Here is a 22,273-nt window from a genome sequence, read left to right on the forward strand (position 1 = left end):
GCACGGTAGCCGCCGCGCGGACGTCACGGTCTGCGGGGCGCGTAGCCGGGAGGTTGACGGGGTGGGGGCAGGACCGGTTCCAGGGGTACGACGGGACGCGTGACCGCCTCTTGCGCGGAGACGTGCACGCGTTCGCCGTACAGCATGAGGGTCATCTCGCCCTCGCGAAGCCGCAGCCGGACCGCCTCGCGGCCGGCCTCGACCTCCAGCCGCACGCCGCTGTGCCGCAGGTTGAACCGCAACCGGCTGATCCCCGACGGCAGTCGCGGATCCAGCGACAGCACCGGGCCGTGATCGCGCTCGCGCAGCCCGCCGAAGCCCTCGACGATCGCCGACCAGGCGCCGGCCAGCGACGCGATGTGCAGCCCGTCGCGGGTGTTGCCGTGCAGGTCGCGCAGGTCGACCATGGCGGCCTCCCACGCGTAGTCGTGCGCCAGCTCCAGGTGGCCGACCTCGGCGCACATGACCGCCTGCGTGCACGCCGACAGTGACGAGTCGCGCACGGTGATCCGCTCGTAGTAGTCGACGTTGCGGGCCTTCTGCTCGTCGGTGAACGCGTCCGGGCACCAGTGCATGGCCAGGATCAGGTCGGCCTGCTTGCACACCTGCCGGCGGTAGAGCTGGAAGTAGGTGGCGTGCATCATCAGCGGCTCCTCCGGCCGCTTCTCCGGGAAGTCCCACGGCGCGTACCGGGTGAACCCCTCCGACTGCGGGTGCACGCCGAGCCGCTCGTCGTAGGGAAGGTGCACGGCGTGCGCGCAGGCCCGCCACACGTCCGGCTCGTCGGGCCGCACCCCCAGCCGCGCGGCCCGCTCCGGATGGCGCCGGCAGGCGTCGGCGGCGGCCCGCAGGTTCCGGGCCGCCATCAGGTTGGTGAAGACGTTGTCGTCGGCGACGGCACTGTACTCGTCGGGGCCGGTCACCCCGTCGACGTGCCACACCCCGGCCGCGTCGTGGTGGCCGTGCGACACCCACAGCCGGGCCGTCTCCACCAGGATCTCCAGGCCGCACTCGCGTTCCAGCGTGTCGTCGCCGGTGACCAGCCGGTACCGCTCGACGGCCCGGGCGATCACCGCGTTCAGGTGCAGCGCCGCGGTCCCGGCCGGCCAGTACGCCGAGCACTCCTGCCCGCCGATCGTGCGCCACGGGAACGCCGCGCCGTCGAGGCCCAGCGTGCGCGCCCGGTCGCGGGCCTCCGGCAGGATCGTGTGCCGCCACCGGATCGCGTCCGCCGCCGCCCGCGGAGTGGTGTACATCAGCAGTGGCAGCACGTAGCCCTCGGTGTCCCAGAACGCGTGCCCGTCGTAGCCCGGCCCGGTCAGTCCCTTGCCGGGGATCGCCCGGCCCTCCGTGCGGGCCCCCGCCTGCAGCACGTGGAACAACCCGAATCGGACCGCCTGCTGCAGGCTCGCGTCGCCGTCGACCTCGACATCGGCGGCGTCCCAGAAGTCGTCCAGATAGGCACGCTGCTCCGCGACGAGACCGTCCCAACCGGCGTAGCGGGCGCCGTTCAGCGCCGCCGCGACCTGATCACGCAGCGCCTCGGTGGAGCGGGAGGTGCTCCAGGCGTACCCCAGCAGTTTGACGATCCGCAGCCGCCCGCCCGGCGGCAGCACGGTGACCAGGGTGGTGCGTGCCCAGTCCGCCCGGACGTCGGTCTCCTCCTCGTAGTCGCCGTCGCAGTCGACCAGGTGGTCCATCCCGGCGGCCAGGAGAAAGCCACTGCGGCGGGTACGGTGCAGCAGCACCGCGCCGTGCTGCTCGGTGTCCTGCTCGACGGCCCGCAACGGGTCGCGCAGCGCCGCCGCCACCCGCGGATCGTCGGAGACCTTCACCTGCTCCTCGTCGGCGGCGAGGCAGGACTGCACGGTGATCCGCACCTCGTGCTCGCCCGCCTCCACCTCGTAGGCGATCGCCGCGACGGCACGCTGCGTGAACGACACCAGCCGCCGGCTGCGCACGGTGACCCGTTTCCCGGCCGGCGACTCCCACTCGGCCTCCCGCCGCAGCAGCCCGGCCCGCAGATCGAGAACCCGTTCGTGCCGGTGCAGCGTCCCGCGGCCGACGTGGAACTGCTCGTCGTCGACCATCAGCCGCACCAGCTTGCCGTCGGTCACGTTGACCACGGTCTGCCCCTGCTCCGGATACCCGTAACCGCCCTCGGGGTACGGCAGCGGCCGCTGTTCGTAGAACGAGTTCAGGTAGGTTCCGGAGATCTCGTACGGCTCACCCTCGTCCAGGTTGCCGCGCAGCCCCAGATAGCCGTTGGCCAGCGCGAACACCGACTCCATCGGCCCCAGCAGGGACGTCTCCAGACGGGTCTCGCGGACCTGCCACGGATCGGCGGGACAGATCTCTTCATCGATCATGGGGTACGGCCCGAGCTGTTCATGCCTCCTTCGGTTACCGCACGGGACGCCCGGGAAACTGCGAAGTTCCTGTGCCCGCGGGGACCGGCACCCGCCGCCGGACCGGGAAGGTCGCGCCCAGCTGCCGTTCCGCGTTCGACCCCCAGCACCACAGGCTGTGATCGCTCCGGATGCCGCAGGTGTGCGCGGTCCCGGCGCTCACCGCGATCCACCGGGCGTCCGGCCGTACCCGTATCGGGGCAAGCTGGTCCGCCGTGACGGCGTCGCCGAGCCGGCCCTGCCCGGCCGCGCCCCAGCACCACAGGCTCGCGTCCCGCTGGATGCCGCACACGTGCTGCGCCCCGACCGACACGTCCACCCAGGCGCCGGCGATCCGGGTCTCCCCGCACCACAGGTCGTGGGCCGTGGTCACGGCGCAGACCGTGCCGCCGTCCGCGTCGGCGATGAGCGGCCGGCCCCGGCCCGCCCCGGTCCAGCACCACACGGGCACCGCGCAGCCGGTCGCCGGCTCGGGCTCGTAGGAGTAGATCGGCGTCGCCTGCGTCTCCCCGGGCGGGAGGCCCCAGCACCAGATGGTCGCGTCCGTCCGGCGGCCGCACGACCGGTCGCCGTCGACGTCGACCGCCGACCAGGTGGCGCCGGCGCCCACCCGCTGCGCCGGTTCGTGGTACATCTTGCCTACGTAGCCCGTGCACCACAGCGACGCGTCCACCAGGACCCCGCACGCGCTCGGGCCGTCGACCGAGAGCGACCTCCAGCGAGCCCCGGCCGGGAACGTCACGGTGGCCTCGTCGCCCGGCTGCGCCAGATCCTCTCCGGTGATCTCCTGCCCCCAGCAGGACAGTGTCCGGTCGGTTCGGATCGCGCACGTGTAGTCCCCCGCGGCGACCTGCGCCCAATCCGTGCCCGCGCCGACACGCAGCGGTTCCGGCCACGCCAGCGAGTCGAGCGGCACATCATCGTCGCCGGCCAGGCCGCTGACGCCGGATCCCCAGCACCACAGGGCGCCGGCGTCGGTCAGCCCGCAGGTTCGCCGGCCCTCGGCCACGACCGTCCGCCATCGCGGGCCGGCGTTGACCGCCACCGGAGCCGCCCGTGTCTCGAGGGTGCCGTCACCGAGCTGCCCCGCCTCGTTGGCTCCCCAGCACCACATGTCACCACCGGTGGTGAGCGCGCAGACGTGGCTCCCGACATCGACCGTCGCCCAGGATCGTTCCGGCGCCACCCGGTGTGGCGCCCCGTCGTGGTCCTCCCAGCACCACAGCTCGTGGCCGGTGTCCACGGCACACGTGCGCCACCCGGTGGCCATCGACGTCCACGAGGCGCGCTCGATCCCGGCGATCCCGGCCGGCTGCCGCCGCCCGGAACCCCAGCACTGGATCACGCCGGTCCGGGGAGCGGCACAGACGTGGTCGTCCCCGATCGACACCGCTGCCCATCGGGTGCCGGCTCGCACCCGTACCGGTGATCGGTGGTCCTCGTCGTCGCCGGGAAGGTCGCCCCAGCACCACAGGCTTCCGTCGGTACGGGTGGCACAGGTCGCGGAGGAGTACGTGGTCACGCTCGCCCAGGTGTGGTCCGCGCCGACCCGCGCCGGTTCGCCCCGGGCCTCGTCGTCCGAGCCGATCCCCAGCTCGCCGAAGAGGTTGTCGCCCCAGCACCACAGGCTTCCGTCGGTACGGATCCCGCACGTGTGCTGCCCGCTCCGGTCGACGGCCGCCCAGGAGCCGCTGATCCGCGCCGCCGTCCGCCCGTCGGCGCTGCCCGGGTCCCAGCACCACAGCGACCGGTCGTCCCGGATACCGCAGAACGGCCCGTAGTCACCGAAGGCCACCGCCGCCCACGTCGCCCCCGGCTCTGCCGCCGGCCTTGCCACCGCCGGTCTCGCCGCGGGTCCTTCCGCCGCGGAGGCCGCCGCCGGCTTCTCCGCCGCCCGGCTTGCCGCCCATTTGTCCGCCGCGGAGGTCGCCGCCAGCCTCTCCGCCGCCGGGATTGCCGCCGGCTTCTCCGCCGCGGGGGTCGCCGCCGCCGCAACCGGCGCCGGCGCGCCCGCCAGCAGCACGAGAATTGCCAGAACCGCGCCCCGTCGCGCCCGCGCCACCGTCACACCGACCTCCCGTTTCCCGAGGTCAAGCATGCGATGCGGGAGCCCGCCCGGGCAGGCGAACGGGCGCCCACCACCCGGTGGACGCCCCGCCGTCGAGCCCTACTTGTAGGTGATGTCGCTCTGGGTGACCTTGCAGTTGGCGTCGTTCCAGCCCGCACCGAGGAACTTCGGCTCGCTGCCCTTGGCCACACCCTGGTACTTGCCGCAGACCGTGGCGTCGGAGCTGTTGGTGAGGGTGACCCGGGTGATGGTGGCGGTGTCGCCCCAGTTGCTGTTGATGCCCGCGACCATGTCGATGTTGTTCAGGAGCACGTTGTCGATCTTGACGTGCCGCTGGTACGACGTGGTGCAGTTGCCGCAGCCGCGGTACAGCTTGCCGGCGCCGCTGAGGTAGAAGCCGGAGATGCTGACCGTGCCGTTGCCGTTGTGCTGGAACGTCTTGTCGCTGCCGGACTTCGCGCCGCCACCGATGACGTAGCTCGTACCGCCGCCGGTGCCCTTGAAGGTCGCGGCGTCCTCGCCGATGTCGTTCCACCACACGTTGCGGATCGTGCAGGTGCCCTCGCAGTGGACGCCGTCACCGGCCGGGGAGCCGATGATGACGTTCTGCAGGGTGCCACCGTTCGCGATCTTGAACATCGGGTCCTGGGACTCGCTCTGCGAGCCGTCACCGATGCAGCAGTACGTCTTCATGCCCCCGTCGAAGGTGCCGGAGACGTTGACCGTGCCGGAGATCGACACGTTCCCGGCCGACGACGGCCACGCGCCGGTCGGGGTGCCGGTCCCGCCCGTCGGTCCCGGGGACGGGCTGGTCGGGCCGGTGGTCGGCGTCGACCCGCCACTCGCATACGTCTCGAACTCGGCGATCCGCGGGGCGGCCGACGCGCTGGTGATCTCGAAGGTGAGTTTCTTCAGCGAGGTCGAGGTGAAGGTGATGGTGCTCGGGCTCCCGCTGCCGCTGGTCAGCTGCGAGCCGGTGTCACCGTTGAGCACCCGCCAGGCGCTGATCGAGCCGCCGCCGGAGGCCTGCTTGATGACCGCGGAGGAGACCGTCGTGGCGCTGCTCCACTTGACCGAGACATAGCCGGTGGTGGCGTTGGGCGCCCAGTAGGTGCCGGTATTGCCGTCCTTGACGTTGCCGTAGCTGGTGCCGCCGGCCTTGCTGGAGCCGTCGGCGCCACCGCTGAGGCTCAGGTTGTCGGCGGCCATGGCGTTGGCAACCGGCAGCGACAATGTGATCGCGGCACTCGCGGCCACCGTCGCGCCGACCGCCAGCCATCGCAAGGCGACTGGTCGTCTCATGGTGTCTTCTCGCCTTCATGTGGGGATTGGGCAGCGCCTTCAAGCGGGGGGAAAGCGCTTTCCTGGAGAGGATAGACAGCAATTGATGTGATCACAAGCAGTGACCTTCGCGCGCACCGACGAGACCCTTGCGCCTCCTCAACACCGTTGATTACCGTTTCCTCAACACTGTTGAGGAAGGCAGGGGCCGAATGTGGTACGGACATGAGCTGGCGGCGATGGCCGGGCTGGTGGCGGCCTGGTCGGTGGCGGCCTGGCAGATCACGCGATGGCGGCGCTCCGGCGACCACGACGGCCGCAGAAGACGGATCCTGACGGCGGCGCTGGGAGTCGCCACCGTCGCGGCGGTTCTCCTGTCCGTCCAGCACCTGGCCCGGCTGGGCTTCTATCTCGACGACCAGAAGGCATGGCCCGGCACGGCGCTGGCGCTGCTGCCGCCGCTCGTGATCGGCGCCGCGGTGGCGTACCGGATGCGCGGACCCGCCGCACCGATGTCACCGCCGGCCTGGTGGGTCCGGTCCGGCCTGTATTCCGCCCTCGCCCTGACCGCCTTCGAACTGTTCCCCCACGGACGCCTGCGGCTCGTGGATGTCCTGGTCCCGGTGATGGTCACCGCGGTGGCCGGAGCGGTGGACGCGGTCGCGAGCCACCGGCCGGCCCGATCCGCCCCGAGCGCGGCCACGGCGGCCGGCGCCATCGGACTCGCCTTGCTCGCCCTCGCCGGCACGGTCACCGTGGCGGCGGCGACGGTGACCGCGCCGGCCCTGCCGGACATCCGGTCCGTGCCGGTCCGGGCCGGGCGGATCGACACCGAGGACGACACCCTCCACTTCGAAGTCCGGGGCAACGGCCCGCCCCTGCTGCTCATCGCCGGCGCCGGTGGGGACGGCGGCTACTACGACCGGATCGCCGACCTGCTCGCCGACTCGTTCGAGGTGATCACGTACGACCGTCGCGGCAACGCCCGGAGCACCCGGCATCACCCTGCCACCTTCTCGCTCGCCCAGCAGGCGCGTGACGCCGTCGCCGTCCTGACCGCCGCCGGGCACACCTCGGCAACCGTCGTCGGCAGCAGCGGTGGCGGGCTGATCGGCCTGCAACTGGCCGCCGACCATCCCGGCGCGGTCCGGAAGCTGCTGGTGCACGAAGCCCCGCTGCCCTTCTACGACCGACGCTGGGCGACGTTCCTGAACGCGGTGGCCGGCACCCGCCTGCGGTACGGCTCCTCGCCGGCGCTCCTGCAGTTCCTCTTCGGGCTCGGGATCCCCGCGTCGGCGTTCGGGGCGACCCCACCGGACGCGCAGAGCCGCGGGTACGACGGCTCCTTCGTCGTGGGCACCGAACTGGCCGGTCTGCTCACCACTCCGCCGGACATCGGCCACATCGCCGCCTCCGGCGTCCCGGTGGTGTGCGCCGTGGGTGAACTCAGCCGCCGCCAGGGCCGGCTGCAGGCCACCGGCATGCCGCGGCTGGCCGCCGACCTGCACGCGCCACTGGTGACGTTTCCCGGCCACCACCTCAGCTATCAGGACGACCCGGTGGGCTGGGCCGGCGCCCTGCGCGCCGCCCTGGCCGGATAGTGCGCCTATGCTCGCCGGGTGGCGCCACGGAAGCGATCGGACGACGGCAGCAGACCCGGCCTCACCCGGAACGGCATCGCGACCACCGCACTGCGCATGATCGACGACGGCGGCAGCAGCGCCTTCTCGATGCGGCGGCTCGGGGCCGAGCTGGGTGTGGACCCTTCGGCGCTGTACTGGCACTTCCGCGGCCGCGAGGAGTTGTTCGAGGCCGTCGCGGAGATCCTGGTCGACGAGATCGGCGCCGCGAGCCTGCCCTGGACGGCGCCCTGGCCCGAGCTGCTGACGGCCTACGGTGTCCGGTTGTACGAGGTCCTGATCCGTCATCCGCACGCCGTCATCGTGTTCGCCTCGCGGCCGGTCCGCTCCGAGTTCGGTGTCCGCGCCGCCAACCACGCCGTCGAGCTCATGGTCGCCGACGGTTTCACCGCGGCGCAGGCAGTGCGGGCGATCCAGGCTCTCCGGGCGTACGTGGTCGGCTGCGCCCTCGACGTCTCCGCGACGGCGGTCACCGGCCTGCAACCACGGCGGCAGTCGGCCCGCCCGCCCGCCGACAACCTGCTGGCACAGGGTGTCCTCGACGCCGGTGAACACTTCCGGCCCGGCCTCGACGCCATGATCCGCGGCCTGTCGGCCGTTGTTGCTCGCGGGACCCGCGGGCAGCCACCGGCTTGACCGTCGGGCACACTCACCGTGTGACGACGGTCGTGCCGCTGACCCCCACCCATCCGGCGTTCGATCAGGTCGCTGCACTGTTCGACGACTACCGGGCGCACCACGGCCAGGAGTCCGCCCCGGACAGCACCCGATCCTGGCTGCACGAGCAGGTCGCCCAACGGCGACTCACCGCCGCGGCCGCCCTCCGAGCCGGTGACGTCTGCGGCTTCGTCACCGTCACGATCATGCCGGCCTCGCTCGTGCTGGGCACCGCCTGGTCGATCCACGACCTCTATGTGGCACCGGATCATCGCCGTACCGGTGTCGCCGGCGCCTTGCTGCAGCACGTCATCCGCCACGCGCGTACCGCCGGCGCGCATCGTGTGTCACTCCGGACCGAGACCGGCAACATCCCGGCGCTGACGCTCTACACCGAGATCGGCTTCCAGCCTGTCACCGGCCTGGAGCTGCTCAGCCTCACCTTGGACACCACCCGCCGCGATCCGGTTGACAGGGGCTAAGCCCGGGCCCAGGGGATCAGGCGGTCGACGAAAGCGGCCACCACCCGATCGGGCTCGATGCCGGCGCCGATCGAGGCGCCCAGCATGTCGAGCAGCAGCCCGTCGAGGGCGTAGTGCAGCAGCGCGATCTCGAACGCCCCACCCGGCAGGCCGGTGGTGGCGTGGAAGGCGACGTCGTCGTGGTAGCCCTGCCGCAGGGTGCCGCCGAGGATCTCGCCGAGGCCGGGCCGCCGCGCGGCTTCGAGGCGCAGCTCGATCAGGGCGCGGGTCAGCTCCGGCTCGCGGGTGGTGCGCTCCACGATGTACCGCAGGTAGTCGACGAACAGCTCCCGCCCCGGCGCGCGGCGGGCCAGGCCGGCGACGACGTCCGCGTCCGGCGCGAACCGTTCCATGATCCGTTCGCCGAGGGCGCCGAGGAGCGCGTCGCGGGAGCGGAAGTAGTTGGAGGCGGTGCCCGCGGGGACGCCGGCCTCGGTGTCGACGGCCCGGTGGGTGAGCCCACGGGCGCCGCTCTCGGCGAGGACGCGCAGGCCCGCGTCGGCGAGGAGTCGGCGGCGGCCGGGATTTCGCACCATGATGCTGTACCTTAAACCACTACAGGCATAGTGGTTAGGGGACACCCATGCGAAAGCTCGCCTACTTCGTGGCCGCCAGCATCGACGGCTACATCGCGGCGCCCGACGGCACGTGGGATTTCTTCGGCGCGCCGGACGCGTCGATCGCGTTCATGACCGAGCACTGCCCGGAGACGCTGCCCACGCACGTGCGCGCGGCGCTCGGCGTCGACGCGCCCAACCGGGTGTTCGACACGGTGCTGATGGGCCGCCACACCTACGAGCCGGCGTTGCGCGCCGGGATCACCAGTCCGTATGCCCATCTGAAACAGGTCGTCTTCTCCCGTACCATCGCCGGTTCCGACGGTGTTGACGTTGTCGCCGACGACCCGCCGGCCTTCGTGGCGACGCTGAAGCAGAAGCCGGGCGGCGACATCTGGCTGGCCGGCGGCGGCAACCTGGCGGGGCAGCTGCTGCCGGCCGTCGACGAGCTGGTGCTCAAGCTCAACCCGGTGATCGCTGGTGGCGGCATCCCGCTGGCGGCGGCCGGCTTCCACCCGCACCGGTTCGTGCTGGAGTCCTCGACCGCGCTGGCCGACGGCGTGCTGGTGCTGCGTTACCGCACCGCCGCCGGCGCGTACGTCGGATTAGGAACCGCACCGGGCGGGCATGTCGACGGGTGAAAGGACATGCAACGCCAGGAGGCAGACGATGACGACCTATGACAGCACCGTGGGCGCCCGGCCGAACATCGGCGACAAGACGGCGGTGAACGCGAGCGCCGCCCAGGAGAAGATCAAGCAGGCGGTGGAGCCGGTCCGTAAGCGTCCGGTCGTGTCCTCGGCCACCGCGCTCGCCGTCGCGGCCGTCGCCGCGGCCGGGGTGATCGGCGGCCGCAAGTACGTCCAGTCGCGCCGCCGCAGCCGGTGGCAGCAGCTGCTCGACAAGCTGCCCTTCGACCGGTTCCGCTGAGCGACCCGGTTCCGCTGACCCCGTCCATCCCTCGGTGGGCGGGGTCAGGGTCATCCCGGAGATGTTCTGCTCCGAAGGGTGACGTGCCCCTCCGGGACCACGCCGGATCCGGTTTCCGCCGCTGCAAAATAGCGTTCCGGTGTGCCCACATCCCAGCCCCGCCGGTGGCCCGTCGCCCTGGTCCGGGTACTCGCCCTCATCACTCTGCTGCAGGTGTTGCTGCAGGCCGCCCTCGCCGGTGGCTTCATCAGCGGCCACGTCGGCTACCTGACCGCGCACAGCGTCAACGGCTCCCTGCTGGTGCTCACCGTGATGGCCCTCGGCGTCGCGACGATCCTGCTGTTCCGTCCCGGCCGGGGCCCGTGGTGGCCGATCCTGCTCAGCGCCGTCCTGTGGTGGATGGTCGCCGTCCAGGTCGGTGTCGGCTTCGCCCGGCTGGTCGGCCTGCACATCCCGCTCGGCGCGTCGATCCTGGCGCTGACCGGCGCGTTCGCCTGGTGGTCGTTCAGCTACCGCCCCCGGCCGGTGACGGCATGAGGCGCCGCAACGTCCTGGCCCTGGCCGGCGCCGCCACGCTGGCCGGCTGCTCCCGGCCGGTCGACGGCCCGGGCACCGGCGAGCTTCTGACCAGCGAGCTGCCGCTTCCGGAACGGTTCCGGACGCCACTGCCGATCCCGCCGGTCGCCCGCCCGGTGAAGGTCACCGCCGACACCGACCACTACCTGATCACGCAGCGGGTCGCGCGGGCGGAGCTGATCCCGGGCACGAAGACCGAGATCTGGGGGTACGACGGACTCTTCCCCGGCCCCACGCTGCGCGGACGCAAGGGACGCCGCATGGTGGTGACCGTCCGCAACGAGCTGCCGGTGCCGACGTCGACGCACCTGCACGGCGGCGTCACCCCCGCCGAGTCGGACGGCTTCCCCACCGACCTGATCCTGCCGGCCGGATACTCCCCCGCCCCGCCCGGGCACCACAGCGCCGCCGGCCGGCGCCACGACACCTCCCGTGACTACACCTATCCGATGACCCAGCGGGCCGCGACGCTCTGGTACCACGACCACCGGATGGACTTCACCGGCCCGCAGGTGTGGCGCGGCCTGGCCGGGTTGTTCCTGGTCACCGACGAGGTCGAGGACGCGTTGCCGCTGCCCCGCGACGACCGGGACCTGCCGCTGATGATCTGCGACCGGTCGTTCGCCGCCGACGGCTCGCTGAAGTACCCGCGGCGCGACACCACCCATCCGGGCGCCGGCGGGATCTTCCACGCCGGGATCTTCGGCGACGTCATCCTGGTCAACGGCGCGCCGTGGCCGCGGGCCGAGGTGCCCGCCGTCCGCCACCGGCTGCGCCTGGTCAACGCCTCCAACGCCCGCCGCTACCGGTTGTCGCTGTCGGCCGGCACGATCACCCAGATCGGCAGCGACGCCGGGCTGCTCGCCGCTCCCCTGCCGCGCGAGGACGTGCTGCTGGCGCCGGGCGAGCGCGTCGACGTGATCGCCGACTTCACCGGCCTGCCGGCCGGGACCGAGGTCACCATGGCCAACACGCTGGGTGACGGGCCGGCCGGCGACGTGATGCGGTTCGTGATCACCGGCCCGGCCGCCGACGACAGCGGCGTCCCGGCACGGCTCAGCGCCGTGGCGGCCCTCGAACGGACGCGGGCGGTCACCGAGCGGCGGTTCGACTTCCGGTTCGGCGGTGGTCTCTGGACGATCAACAATCAGCCGTACGACCCGGCCGGGACCATGTTCTCGGCCGGACTCGGCACGGTCGAGCTGTGGCGATTCACCAGCGACTTCCACCACCCCGTCCACGTGCACCTGGCCCACTTCCAGGTGCTGTCCCGCGGCGCGAACGGCCCCGAACCGGGTGACGCCGGCTGGAAGGACACCGTGGACGTGCGCCCGTACGAGACGGTCCAGGTCCTGGTCGACCTCAGCGGCCACCGCGGCCGGTACTTGCTGCACTGCCACAATCTGGAACACGAGGACATGGCGATGATGGCCAACTTCGACATCGTGTGAGGGAGACGGGATGGCGCGGTCGCACCACTACGAGGTGATGGTCAGCTGGGCCGGGGAGACCCGCTCGTACCGGTCGTACGAGCGGGCCCACGAGGTGACCGCCGCCGGCAAAGCGCCGATCGCGGGCAGCTCCGACCCGGCGTTCCGCGGCGACCCGGCCCGCTGGAACCCGGAGGAACTGCTGGTCGCGTCGCTGGCCCAGTGCCACATGCTGTGGTTCCTGCACCTCTGCGCCGCCGACGGCGTGGTCGTCACCGGCTACACCGACGCGCCCACGGGCGTGATGGTGGAGGCCGCCGACGGTGGTGGCGCCTTCGAGGAGGTCGTGCTGCGCCCGAGGGTGACACTCGCCGACCCCGCCCAGGCCGGGCGGCTGCCGGGCCTGCACGAACGCGCCCACCACCTGTGCTACATCGCCCGTTCGGTGAACTTCCCGGTCCGGCACGAGCCGGCGTGAACCGTACCCCGGATGAGGGTGTTCAGATTTTTGACAGGCCGGCGATGAATCACCGGGCGCCGGCCGGTCTCCCTATCTGTAGAGCACGTCACCCGGAGGGAGAGCCACCATGACCACCAACCTCACCGCCGCCCGCGCCGAGGCCCTGTTCACGACCGGTCTGGCCACCGGCAGCAGCCCGGCCTTCGAGGTCGTGGACGAGGCCATCCGCACCGCGGTCCGCACCCACGGCGGCACCCGAGCATGCGCCGCCGACATGGCCGCCGAGTTCGGCGACCATCCCGAACTGGCCGTGCCCCGGATGCGCTGGGCCCTGGAGACGGTCACCCGCCTCTACCCGCCGCGCCGCCGCCAGTGGGCCCTGGTCGCCTGACCGGCCCCCAGGCCCCGCCACCCGGACCTCCGCCCGCCGGACCTCCGCGCGCTAAGCCTCCGCCCGCCGGACCTCCGCGCGCTAAGCCTCCGCCCGCCGGACCTCCGCTCGCTGGGCCTCCGCTCGCTGGGCCTCCGTGAACCCGACCTCAGGCCGCCACACATCCGCGGGCCGCGCCTCGGCCGCCACATCTCCGAGAACCGGACCTCCACCGCCAGACCTTCGCGAACCAGGCCGCCGCCCGCCACACTTCGCGGGCCGGGCCTCCGCCTCCCAGGCCTTCGCGGGCCGGCCCCGCCAACCGCACCTCCGCGAACCGCACCTACACGCGGCCACACCTTCGCAGGCGTAGCCTCCACCAGTAACCTCCGCGTGTCGGGCCTCGTCCACCACACTGGCGTGAAACGACCTCCACCCGCCGCACCGCCGTGAAGCGGACCCGCACCCGCCAGACCTCGTTCGTCAGGCCTTCGCGAGCCGGACCTACACCCACCACACTTGCGTGAACCGGATCTCCGCCGGCGGGGCTGCGGCGAGGCGAGCCGCCACGAGGCGAGCCGCCGCCAAGCAAGCTACGGCGCCGCGAGCCACCGCGAGCCGAGCCACCGCGAGCCGAGCCGCCGCCAAGCAAGCTACGGCGCCGCAAGCCACCGCGAGCCGAGCCACCGCGAGCCGAGCCACCGCGAGCCGAGCCACCGCGAGGCGAGCCACCGGGAATTGGGGCAGCGCCCGCCGGGCTCAGCTGCCGACTCGGCCGATTATCTCGTCGGCGACCCAGCGAGCGGCGGCCGCCGGGTAGGGCGGGTTCAGCCCGAGGACGATGTGCTCGAAGCCGGCGTCGGCCGCCTCGCGGATCGCGTCTCGGGTGGTGGCCGGGCGGTCGTAGGAGACCGGCAGGTGGAGGGAGCGGGTGATCGCCGCCGGGTCCCGGCCGATCTCCGTGCAGTAGCGGTCCAGCAGGGCGCTGCGCCCGGCGACGTCGGCGATGTCGCCGCCGCCGGGGATGTTCCACAGGTCGGCGTGTTCGGCGACCACCCGCAGCAGCGCCGACGACCGGCCGCCGATCATGATCGGCGGATGGGGACGCTGCACCGGTTTCGGGTTGCCGAACGCGCCGGTGACCCGCACGTGCTCGCCGTGGAAGTCGAACGGCTCGTCGGCGGTCCACAGTCTGCGGATGACGGTGCAGGCCTCGCCGAGAGCGGCCACCGAGTCGGCGAAGTCGTGGTACGGCAGGCCGTGCGCGTCGTACTCACGCCTGGCCAGCGGGTGGCTCGGCCGTGATCCGGCGCCGATGCCGAAGTCGAGCCGGCCGCCGGAGACGACGTCCACGGTGGTGGCGATCTTGGCGAGCATCGCCGGTGGCCGGAACCGGTTGCTGGTGACGAGCAGGCCCAGGCGCAGCCGCCGGGTCTGTGCGGCCAGCGCCGACAGCAGCGTCCAGCCCTCCAGCATCGGGCCGTCGGGGTCGCCGCCGATCGGCAGGAGATGGTCGAACAGCCACGCGTGCTCGATCTCGGCGATGTCGTCGGCGTCCCGCCAGACCTGCTGGATGTCCTGGTAGCCGACCTGCATGGGCGCGGTCATGATGCCGAAGCGGGTCATCTCAGCGCCTCCGCAGCGAGGCGTCGAGCAGTGACGGCGGCGTGTCGATCTTCTCGTCGGGCGCGAGGTCGAGACCGGGCGGCACGATCGCGTCGATGGCGTCGAGCACGTCGGCGGAGAGGACCGTGTCGGCGGCGGCGACCTGGGAGTGCAGGTGGCCGAGGGTGCGCGGGCCGATGAGCGCGCTGGTCACGCCGGGGTGGGCGGTGACGAACCCGAGCGCCAGCTGGATCAGGCTCAGTCCGGCGTCGTCGGCGACCTTGACGAGTTGCTCGACGGCGTCGAGGCGGGCGCGGTTGGCCGGGACGGTCAGGTCGAAGCGCTGCCGCAGCATCCCGGAGCGGTAGGTGCTGATCTCCTGCCCGGCCCGGACGGCGCCGGAGAGCCAGCCGGAGGCCAGCGGGCTCCACACGAGCACGCCCATGCCGTACTCCTGGGTCACCGGCAGCACGTGGGTTTCGATGCCACGCTGCAGGATCGAGTAGCTGGGCTGCTCGGTCACGTACCGGCCCAGGTGGTTCTCGCGGGCCGCCCACTGGGCCTGCACGATGCGGTGGGCGGGGAACGTGGAGGACCCGAAGTAGCGGATCTTGCCGGCGCGCTGCAGGTCGGTCAGCGCGGACAGGGTCTCCTCGTCGCTGGTCGCCGGGTCCCACCGGTGGATCTGGTAGAGGTCGACATGGTCGACGCCGAGGCGGCGCAGGCTGTCGTCGAGTGCGGTGACCAGCCAGCGCCGGGAGCCGCCCTGCCGGTTGCGGTCCTCGCCCATCGGCAGGGTCGCCTTGGTGGCCAGCACGATGTCGTCGCGGCGGCCGGCGATGGCCCGGCCGACGAGCTGCTCGGACTCGCCGTGGCTGTACATGTCGGCGGTGTCGATCAGGTTGATGCCGGCTTCGAGGGCGGCGTCGATGATCGCGGTGGCTTCGTCCTGGCCGGTGCGCGCCATGGCGCCGAAGTTCATGGCGCCGAGCGCCAGGGTGCTGACCTGGACACCGGTGCGGCCCAAACTGCGGTACTGCATGGTCGTTCCTCCTGGGTGTCTGGCATGCTGGGCCTAAGCGGAACAACGTTCCGGGCCTGACACCAACATACGGAACCGTGTTCCGTTTACCAAGAGGCGTGATGGGGGTAACAGTTCCGTGGTGGAGAAGCGCGCCGACGCACGCCGCAATCAGGCGACCCTGCTGGAGGTGGCGGCCGCGGCTTTCGTCGAGTCCGGTGTCAACGTGCCGGTGCGCGACATCGCGGCGCGGGCGGGTGTCGGCGTCGGCACGATCTACCGGCACTTCCCGACCCGGGCCGATCTGATCGTCGCCGTCTACCACCACCAGATCGAGGCGTGCGCCGCGGCCGGCCCGGCTCTGCTGGCGGGCAGTGCCACCCCGCATGCCGCGCTGGCCGAGTGGATCGGCCTGTTCGTCGACTTCCTGGTGACGAAACACGGCCTCGCCGGAGCCTTCCACTCCGACGACGCCGCGTTCCAGAAACTGCACTCGTACTTCCTGGACCGGCTGCTGCCGGTCTGTGCCGACCTGCTCGCGGCGGCCGCCGCGGCCGGGGAGATCCGGCCCGACGTGGGCGCCCTGGAGCTGATGCGCGGCGTCGGCAACCTGTGCATCGGCGACGGCGACGACAGCCGTTACGACGCCCGCCGGATGGTCGGCTTCCTCATCGCGGGCCTGCGGACCTGACTGTCAGGGCAGCTGGGACGGGCGGTGCGTGGTGATGCGGCCCCCGGCGTGGACGATGACCGTCAAGGCGTCGGCCTCGCCGCCCTCCGGGCCCGGCCACCATGCCGCCCACCAGCCCGCCTTCACGCTGGCGTGCAGGAGCGCGCCGCTGTCCAGGCGCACGTCGACGGCGGTGACGTCCGGCGCGGCCAGCCCGACGATGTTGGACCACTGGCTGTCGCCGTCACCGTAGGAGCTCATCGTCTCCAGGTTGACCGTGCCGGCCGGCAGGGTGGCCACATAGGTGGACTCGATCAGGCTCATCGAGGCGGCCCGGTCACCGTCGCCGATCATCAGGCACTCGACGATGGTGCCGCCCTTGCGCTGGATCAGCAGGGTCGCCTCGCCGCGCTGCTCGGCCAGCAACACGTCGGAGGCGGTCGCGGTGGTGGCCCCCGCGACGTCGCCGGCGGCGCAGGCCCGCGCCTGCGGCAACACCTGCTCACCGGTCCGCGACGTCGGCTCGGCGGTCCACGACGCGACGGCCCGCTCGGCCGAGCCCGGGACCAGGGCCGGCACCGCGACGGCGGCGATCGCGCCCAGCGCCGTGGCGGCGGCGCCCGCGACCAGCCATCGGCGCGCCGGCAGGCGGGCGGCGCTCTCCGCGGTCCCGTCGAGCACCCGTTCCACGAACGCCTCGGCGCGGGCCCACTCCATCGGGGTGGGCTCCCGGTCGCGGGCCGGGTCGAGGACGGCGAGACGGTCCAGGTCGGTCATGCGTTCGTCCACGACTGCTGCTCCTTGATCACGGTGCGGGCCGGTACGGTGGGGTCGAGGGCGTCCTGCAGGCGCTGGCGGGCCCGGGTGAGCCGCATCGCGAAGGTGGAGCGGCGGCAGCCCAGGACGGTGGCGGCCTGCTCGGAGGTGAGCCCGTCGAAGGCGATCAGGGCCAGCGCCTCTCGGTCGGCGGGACGGAGAGTCCGCCAGGCACGTTCCAGGTCGACACGTTCGGCGGCGCCGGCCGAGCCGTCCGGCACGTGGCTTCCGGCGGCGGTCAGCCGTACATCCAAGGCCTGACGCCGCAACCAGCCGCGGGTCTGATTGGCCATCGCCTTCCGGGCCACCGCGAACAGCCATGGCCGGGCGTCCGGCGGGACGTCGTCGAGCCGCCGCCAGGCGGTGAGGAAAACCGTCGACACCACGTCCTCCGCCTCATCCGGCGGGATCCGTCTTTCAACGAATCGCAGCAGGTCAGCGTAGGTTTCCCGGTGCAGCGCCCGGAACCGCTCTCGTTGGTCCATGCCCCCTACCTGTCCGGCAGGCGGAGATCTGCCACACCCGTTTCGGAGAAAAACCTTGATTCACGTACGTCACTACGACTTCACTGTCTGTGTGCCGACCCTCACCCCGCACGAGGTCGAGACCCTGCGCGCGAAGTATCGGGCCGAACGTGATCGCCGGCTACGGCCGGACGGCGGAGGCCGGTACCGGCCGACGACGGGCGAGTTCGGCTACTACGCCGGCGACCCGTACACCGAGCGGGTGGAACGGGAGCAGGTGACCGACCTGGTCGACGCGACGGTGGTCGGCGGCGCACCGTCGGAGCTGACCGGCGAGCAGCGGGAACTCGCCGACTTCGTCCGGGCACGGCGGCATCCTGCAGGGGGCGGGCGGGTTCCGTACCCTCCACGGCTTTGCCTCTCATGGTTTCCGAACCTGTTCCAGCTCGGCCCGGCGCACAACGCGAACGTCGTCAATTTCGTGCACATCGGCGCGATGGTCGCCGCGGCGCGGGAGCGCGGCGCCCGCCGGATCGAGGGCGATCCGCTTCTCCTTCGGCCCCGGCCGATCGCCTTCCACGAACTGCTGCGCACACGGCGCACCGACGGAAGCATGGAGCAGATGCTGTGGAACGATTGATCGCCGCCACCCCGCTGCGCGGCTCGAACGGAATCACCGTCGGCCCCGACGGCCGGATCTGGGTCGCCGAGTACCTTCCCGGCCGGATCAGCGCGGTCGACGTGGCCACCGGCGACGTCGAGGTGATCGTGGCGCCCGACGGGCCGCTGCACTCCCCCGACGACCTGGTCTTCGACACCGCCGGCGATCTCTACATCACCGACGTGGCGCCCGGCCGGGTGTGGCGGCGCAGCCCGTCCGGCGAACTCACCGTCGCCGCCGACGGCATCCACAACCCGAACGGCATCACGGCGATCGGCGACCGGATCTTCGTCAACGAGATGATCCCCGGCGGCCGCCTCCTCAAACTGACCGCCACCCCGACGGTGCTCACCGACGGCCTGATGCTCGGCAACGCGATGCAGGCCGGCCCGGACGGCGACCTCTACTACCCGCACATGTTCCCCGGCGAGGTCTACCGGATCAGCCCCGGCGGCGGCACACCGTCACTGGTCGCCGAGGTCGCGCAGACGGTCGCGGTCCGCTTCGACCGCGCCGGGGTGCTGTACGTGCTGTCGATCGACGAGGCCGGCACCATCACACGCATCGACGGCGATCAGCGCACCGAGATCGTCACCGGCATCGCGGGCCTCGACAACGCCGCCTTCGACGCCGCCAACCGGATGTACGTCTCCAGTTTCAGCAGCGGCGGCATCACCGAGGTCCGCCCCGACGGCGCCCTGCGTGAGATCGTGCCGCGCGGGCTGGCCGGCCCCTACGGCATAGCTGTCGACGCCCGCGGCGACCTGCACGTCGCCGACCACTACCGGATCGACGGCGCGTTCCTGCCGTTCGCGCACGCGATCGCCGCCTCCGGCGACGACCTGCACTTCACGTCCCAATACGGCCAGGTCCTGACCCGCTCCCGCGCGGAGACCCGCACCCGGGCCGAAAACCTCGATCAACCCCAGGGCATCACGGTACGGCCGGACGGCACCCTCCTCGTCGCGGAGGCCGGGGCGGGCCGGGTGCTGGCCATCGCCCCCGACGACGAGGTGACGGTGGCCGCCGAGGGCTTGACCCGCCCGGTGGACGTGGCAGTCGCCGCGGACGGCCGCTGCTACGTCTCCGACGAGGCGCAGGGCACGGTGTACCGCCTGGACGACGGCAAGCCCACCGTCGTCGCCGACGGCCTGCACGCCCCGCAGGGCCTCACCGTCACCGCAGACGGCCGCGTCCTGGTCGTGGAGGCCACCCACCGCCGCATCGTCGAGGCCGCCCCACAACCCCGGGTCATCGCCTCGAACCTGCCGGTCGCCGCACCCCGGCCCACCCAGCCCGCGCTGCTGATCGCCGGCCTGCCGGGCGTCCCGCGCCAGTTCGCCGCGTTGACCACAGCCCCCGACGGCGCCATCCTGCTGGGCGCCTCCGCCGACGGCAGCGTCCTGCGCCTGACCCCCTGACAGCCCCCACCGGACGATCGCCCGCCGGCCGCCGACGCCCGCAAGCCACCGTGCGCCACGGCCCGCCGAGCTGCCACGCCCCCACGGGCGAGCACCTCCATCGCGGTGACCCCAACGCCTCCAGTCCGGCACCCTGCAACACGGTGTTCCCCTGATGGGGTTCAACACCCCGCCAAGTCGTGACCCCCGACTCCCATCGAACGCCACACAGCGCGGCGACCCGTGATCACAGCCCGACGCCCTCCGACGCCGTGATCCCGCAGCTCCGCGCCGACGCCGACACCGTCGCAACCCCACACCACCGCCCGGCGCCCACCCCACCCGCGACCCCGCGGTTCCGCCCCCCACGCCCCCGCCGCCGCAACGTCACCCCACCGGCCCGACGCCCACCCCATCCGCGACCCCCGGGGTTCCGCCGCAAGGCCACACCACCGGCCCAACGCCCATCCCACCCGCGACCCCCGAGGTTCCGCTCCAAGGCCCCCACCGCCGTAACCCCACACCATCGGCCCGACGCCCACCCCACCGTGACCCCGCGGTTCCGCCTCCACGCCCCCACCGCCGTGATCCCGCAGCTCCGCCCCAACGCACAGCAGCGTGATGACCCCGCATCCGGTAGGCGCTGCTGATCACCAGGAGATGCTGATCAGCCTGGAGCGGGGCCACCGTGGCCCGCATCGCAAGCAACGCAAATGTGGTGACTCACCGTCCGATCCGAGTTCCGGTCTCCCGCCTTACGCACGGCTCACGCGGGACGCCGAAATCGGACCACCTTCGTCCGCCGCCCACCCCGTGCCGACCGCGCCGAACGCCGCTACGGGGCTCCAGCTCGAAAGCTAGGAATAGCCCCTGGCTCGGAGGGTCTCCGGCGCGACATCCGCCAGCCGTGCCGGTGCGCGGACGGGCCATCCCTGGGCCGACCGCTGAGCACCGCAGTGCGGTCCTTCCACACCCTCTCACCACCAGGGTGTCCGTGCCGTAATCGTCTCCACCACCGCACCACATAGAGGTTAGGAGGGCGACACCTTGGACCATCCGGTAAAGCCTTTCGGAGCATGAACCGAAAACCGGCGAACAACCAGCTGCGAATCCGGCAAATCGCCGAAGGCAAAAGTGCAATAACAGTTCTTACGCCTACCACCGCCCGGCGACCACCGACGGCATGGACCCATCCGGAATGAACGAGTGAAACCGCGCCCCTCGCCCGGCAGCGACCACTCCCATTCATAAGAACCCCACAGGAAGCGGATCGGAACGGCACCGCCCAGGAAGCGCGCACCCCGGGACCGCATCGTGGAATTGATCCCCGACCACCGAACGCCCGATAGGACAACGCCGTTCGAGGCACCTTCGGCCCTGACGATCCGACGGCCGTAGACGCCCGGTCCACAGCTGCAGGTGCCCATGCGACCAGCAGCACCTCGGCCGGCGATACCGCAATCGGCGACGCTGCGGTAGACCATACGTCGGCTGGTGATGCCGCGTTCGGCGATGTTGCGACCGGCAACACTGCGATCACCGGTGCCACAGTCGGCGAAACCGCGAGCACCGGAGCCACAGTCGACACAACGAGCAGCGGTGCCACGGTCGACTCTGCGAGCAGCGGCACCGCAGTCGACGACACCGCGAGCAGCGGTGCTGCCTCGACCGCAGAACTGGTGTTCTTCTCACTCTTCGAGGGCATGAGGCCTGGGCTTTGAGGCATTGGACCCCCTGGCACGCGATCCAGCCGCGTAACAGTAGGCGTCTCACCTGCGGGAGACACTCGCCGTGCCGGGGTCTCGCCACCGCTGGATCCCGAAGGCGAAGCGACGACGGGCACAGCTGCCGCCCGCAACCGACGGAGCTTCTCGGCATGACGCCGCTGCAGACCCCAAGCGCGGTGCCCTTCGTGCTCACGGCGGAATTCCTCTGCCGCTGGTGAATAGTTACGAGACCGAGTCTTATCACGCATCGAAGAAATTTCCGACCTGCTGAACAACGACCCCTGCCTCATACAAAGAATTCTTCCTCACCGCACGACGCAAGTGTCAGTATTCGATCATGCCAATGCGACTTCTGCGATTTCCAACACAATTTTCGGCGGCGCTGCCAGCCGGCGCAATAAAGAGTCATGATCAACCCCATCCGCACGATTACCCAACGTCACTCCAGACTCTCGTCCGCGTGTCCGAACCGGCGAAGCAGCCGAATCCCGCGAGGAAGTCAGTGCGCACGAAGGGCCTTCCATTCCGAATCGATCTTCAACCGGAACCCTCGTCTCCAGCAGGAGAACGGCCGGCCGAGGAAGCGGGGGTCACACCGGGCGATCACGCAGATCCAGTCGCGGGTCTGCTCACATCCGGTTCGGAGTCCCCCTGTCGTTGAACGCGTGGATCACGTCACGGACGCAGGCACACGATGTCCGCCGCCGGCCGGCCCTGGGCCGACATCAGCACCATGATCGCCCGCCGCAGCTTGACCGGGTCCTTCGCGGTACGCGTGATCCGCGACAGAGCCTGTACGAACACTTCCGGGCGTCGGCCCACCCGGCATCACCTCCCACGAACAGTGAGAGGACCAGCCTGCCCGACACCCGATCAAAACCGACGGATCACCCGGCCGATGTTCGAAGACGAGGCACTAGTGTGCTGCGCCGGAAATTCGGCTACAAAATCGGGCGAGTGATTCGAGGATCTCTTCGGCGGTCTTGGTCCAGATGAACGGTCGTGGATGGG

At 71.7% G+C, this 22,273-nt stretch carries 21 protein-coding genes; 12 read left to right on the top strand and 9 right to left on the bottom strand.

Features of this window, described 5'->3' with window-relative positions; all coding sequences use genetic code 11:
* Positions 1–23 precede the first annotated feature (23 nt).
* From BM290_RS40340 to BM290_RS40350, 3 genes are all read right to left on the bottom strand, one after another.
* Positions 24–2,369, bottom strand: coding sequence for a glycoside hydrolase family 65 protein (locus BM290_RS40340; RefSeq protein ID WP_093621251.1), 2,346 nt, complete (start codon positions 2,367–2,369; stop codon positions 24–26).
* A 34-nt stretch (positions 2,370–2,403) separates the two neighbouring features.
* On the bottom strand, positions 2,404–4,506 hold the full coding sequence (locus BM290_RS50895) for an RCC1 domain-containing protein (RefSeq protein WP_143134114.1): 2,103 nt from the start codon (positions 4,504–4,506) through the stop codon (positions 2,404–2,406).
* A 69-nt stretch (positions 4,507–4,575) separates the two neighbouring features.
* Positions 4,576–5,778 (bottom strand): pectate lyase, encoded by a 1,203-nt coding sequence (locus BM290_RS40350; protein ID WP_093621253.1) that lies wholly within the window; start codon positions 5,776–5,778, stop codon positions 4,576–4,578.
* Between the two features lie 191 nt (positions 5,779–5,969).
* On the opposite strand from BM290_RS40350, the gene BM290_RS40355 reads away from it, so the two are divergent.
* Genes BM290_RS40355 through BM290_RS40365 form a run of 3 tightly spaced genes read left to right on the top strand, consistent with a single transcriptional unit; the run spans position 5,970 to position 8,536 of the window.
* The gene (locus tag BM290_RS40355; RefSeq protein ID WP_093621254.1) at positions 5,970–7,358 is read left to right on the top strand and encodes an alpha/beta fold hydrolase; all 1,389 of its coding nucleotides are present in this window, start codon (positions 5,970–5,972) and stop codon (positions 7,356–7,358) included.
* Between the two features lie 18 nt (positions 7,359–7,376).
* On the top strand, positions 7,377–8,033 hold the full coding sequence (locus BM290_RS40360) for a TetR/AcrR family transcriptional regulator C-terminal domain-containing protein (protein WP_093621255.1): 657 nt from the start codon (positions 7,377–7,379) through the stop codon (positions 8,031–8,033).
* A gap of 20 nt (positions 8,034–8,053) precedes the next feature.
* The gene (locus BM290_RS40365; protein WP_177320097.1) at positions 8,054–8,536 is read left to right on the top strand and encodes a GNAT family N-acetyltransferase; all 483 of its coding nucleotides are present in this window, start codon (positions 8,054–8,056) and stop codon (positions 8,534–8,536) included.
* Here BM290_RS40365 and BM290_RS40370 read toward each other — a convergent pair.
* Complete coding sequence (locus BM290_RS40370) at positions 8,533–9,111, bottom strand: TetR/AcrR family transcriptional regulator (protein ID WP_093621257.1); 579 nt, start codon at positions 9,109–9,111, stop codon at positions 8,533–8,535. The genes BM290_RS40365 and BM290_RS40370 overlap by 4 nt on opposite strands.
* Before the next feature lie 47 nt (positions 9,112–9,158).
* Between BM290_RS40370 and BM290_RS40375 the strand changes: the two genes are divergently transcribed.
* The 6 genes from BM290_RS40375 to BM290_RS40400 all read left to right on the top strand — a co-directional run bounded on the left by BM290_RS40375 (position 9,159) and on the right by BM290_RS40400 (position 12,919).
* Positions 9,159–9,773 (top strand): dihydrofolate reductase family protein, encoded by a 615-nt coding sequence (locus tag BM290_RS40375; RefSeq protein ID WP_093621258.1) that lies wholly within the window; start codon positions 9,159–9,161, stop codon positions 9,771–9,773.
* Between the two features lie 28 nt (positions 9,774–9,801).
* The gene (locus tag BM290_RS40380; RefSeq protein WP_093621259.1) at positions 9,802–10,062 is read left to right on the top strand and encodes a hypothetical protein; all 261 of its coding nucleotides are present in this window, start codon (positions 9,802–9,804) and stop codon (positions 10,060–10,062) included.
* 141 nt (positions 10,063–10,203) lie between these two features.
* Complete coding sequence (locus tag BM290_RS40385) at positions 10,204–10,599, top strand: hypothetical protein (protein WP_093621260.1); 396 nt, start codon at positions 10,204–10,206, stop codon at positions 10,597–10,599.
* Positions 10,596–12,089 (top strand): multicopper oxidase family protein, encoded by a 1,494-nt coding sequence (locus tag BM290_RS40390; protein WP_093621279.1) that lies wholly within the window; start codon positions 10,596–10,598, stop codon positions 12,087–12,089. Before BM290_RS40385 ends, BM290_RS40390 begins: the two co-directional genes overlap by 4 nt.
* Positions 12,090–12,099: 10 nt before the next feature.
* The gene (locus tag BM290_RS40395) at positions 12,100–12,546 is read left to right on the top strand and encodes an OsmC family protein (protein WP_093621261.1); all 447 of its coding nucleotides are present in this window, start codon (positions 12,100–12,102) and stop codon (positions 12,544–12,546) included.
* Positions 12,547–12,655: 109 nt separating this feature from the next.
* A complete protein-coding gene (locus tag BM290_RS40400) occupies positions 12,656–12,919 on the top strand; it encodes a hypothetical protein (protein WP_093621262.1) in 264 nt (87 codons plus the stop codon).
* Between the two features lie 738 nt (positions 12,920–13,657).
* Here the strand turns inward: BM290_RS40400 and BM290_RS40405 are convergent.
* Both BM290_RS40405 and BM290_RS40410 read right to left on the bottom strand, forming a co-directional pair.
* Positions 13,658–14,524 (bottom strand): LLM class flavin-dependent oxidoreductase, encoded by an 867-nt coding sequence (locus BM290_RS40405; RefSeq protein WP_093621263.1) that lies wholly within the window; start codon positions 14,522–14,524, stop codon positions 13,658–13,660.
* A gap of 1 nt (position 14,525) precedes the next feature.
* Complete coding sequence (locus tag BM290_RS40410; protein ID WP_093621264.1) at positions 14,526–15,545, bottom strand: aldo/keto reductase; 1,020 nt, start codon at positions 15,543–15,545, stop codon at positions 14,526–14,528.
* A 118-nt stretch (positions 15,546–15,663) separates the two neighbouring features.
* On the opposite strand from BM290_RS40410, the gene BM290_RS40415 reads away from it, so the two are divergent.
* Positions 15,664–16,215 carry a TetR/AcrR family transcriptional regulator gene (locus tag BM290_RS40415; RefSeq protein ID WP_093621265.1) on the top strand — a complete coding sequence of 184 codons (552 nt, stop codon included), beginning with the start codon at positions 15,664–15,666 and terminating at the stop codon, positions 16,213–16,215.
* Between the two features lie 3 nt (positions 16,216–16,218).
* On the opposite strand, the gene BM290_RS40420 is transcribed toward BM290_RS40415, so the two are convergent.
* On the bottom strand, positions 16,219–16,983 hold the full coding sequence (locus BM290_RS40420) for a hypothetical protein (protein WP_093621266.1): 765 nt from the start codon (positions 16,981–16,983) through the stop codon (positions 16,219–16,221).
* Positions 16,968–17,495: an RNA polymerase sigma factor gene (locus BM290_RS40425; protein WP_093621267.1), complete on the bottom strand. Its 528-nt coding sequence runs from the start codon at positions 17,493–17,495 to the stop codon at positions 16,968–16,970. Before BM290_RS40425 ends, BM290_RS40420 begins: the two co-directional genes overlap by 16 nt.
* 55 nt (positions 17,496–17,550) lie before the next feature.
* On the opposite strand from BM290_RS40425, the gene BM290_RS49325 reads away from it, so the two are divergent.
* Entirely contained in the window at positions 17,551–18,114 is a 564-nt protein-coding gene (locus tag BM290_RS49325; protein WP_203779800.1) for a hypothetical protein, read from the top strand.
* A complete protein-coding gene (locus BM290_RS40435) occupies positions 18,102–19,556 on the top strand; it encodes a Vgb family protein (RefSeq protein ID WP_203779798.1) in 1,455 nt (484 codons plus the stop codon). Before BM290_RS49325 ends, BM290_RS40435 begins: the two co-directional genes overlap by 13 nt.
* Positions 19,557–21,937: 2,381 nt before the next feature.
* Here BM290_RS40435 and BM290_RS50405 read toward each other — a convergent pair.
* Positions 21,938–22,084: a hypothetical protein gene (locus tag BM290_RS50405; protein WP_239144037.1), complete on the bottom strand. Its 147-nt coding sequence runs from the start codon at positions 22,082–22,084 to the stop codon at positions 21,938–21,940.
* Positions 22,085–22,273: the final 189 nt, after the last annotated feature.

Source organism: Actinoplanes philippinensis (genome assembly GCF_900113015.1).
GTDB lineage: Bacteria > Actinomycetota > Actinomycetes > Mycobacteriales > Micromonosporaceae > Actinoplanes > Actinoplanes philippinensis.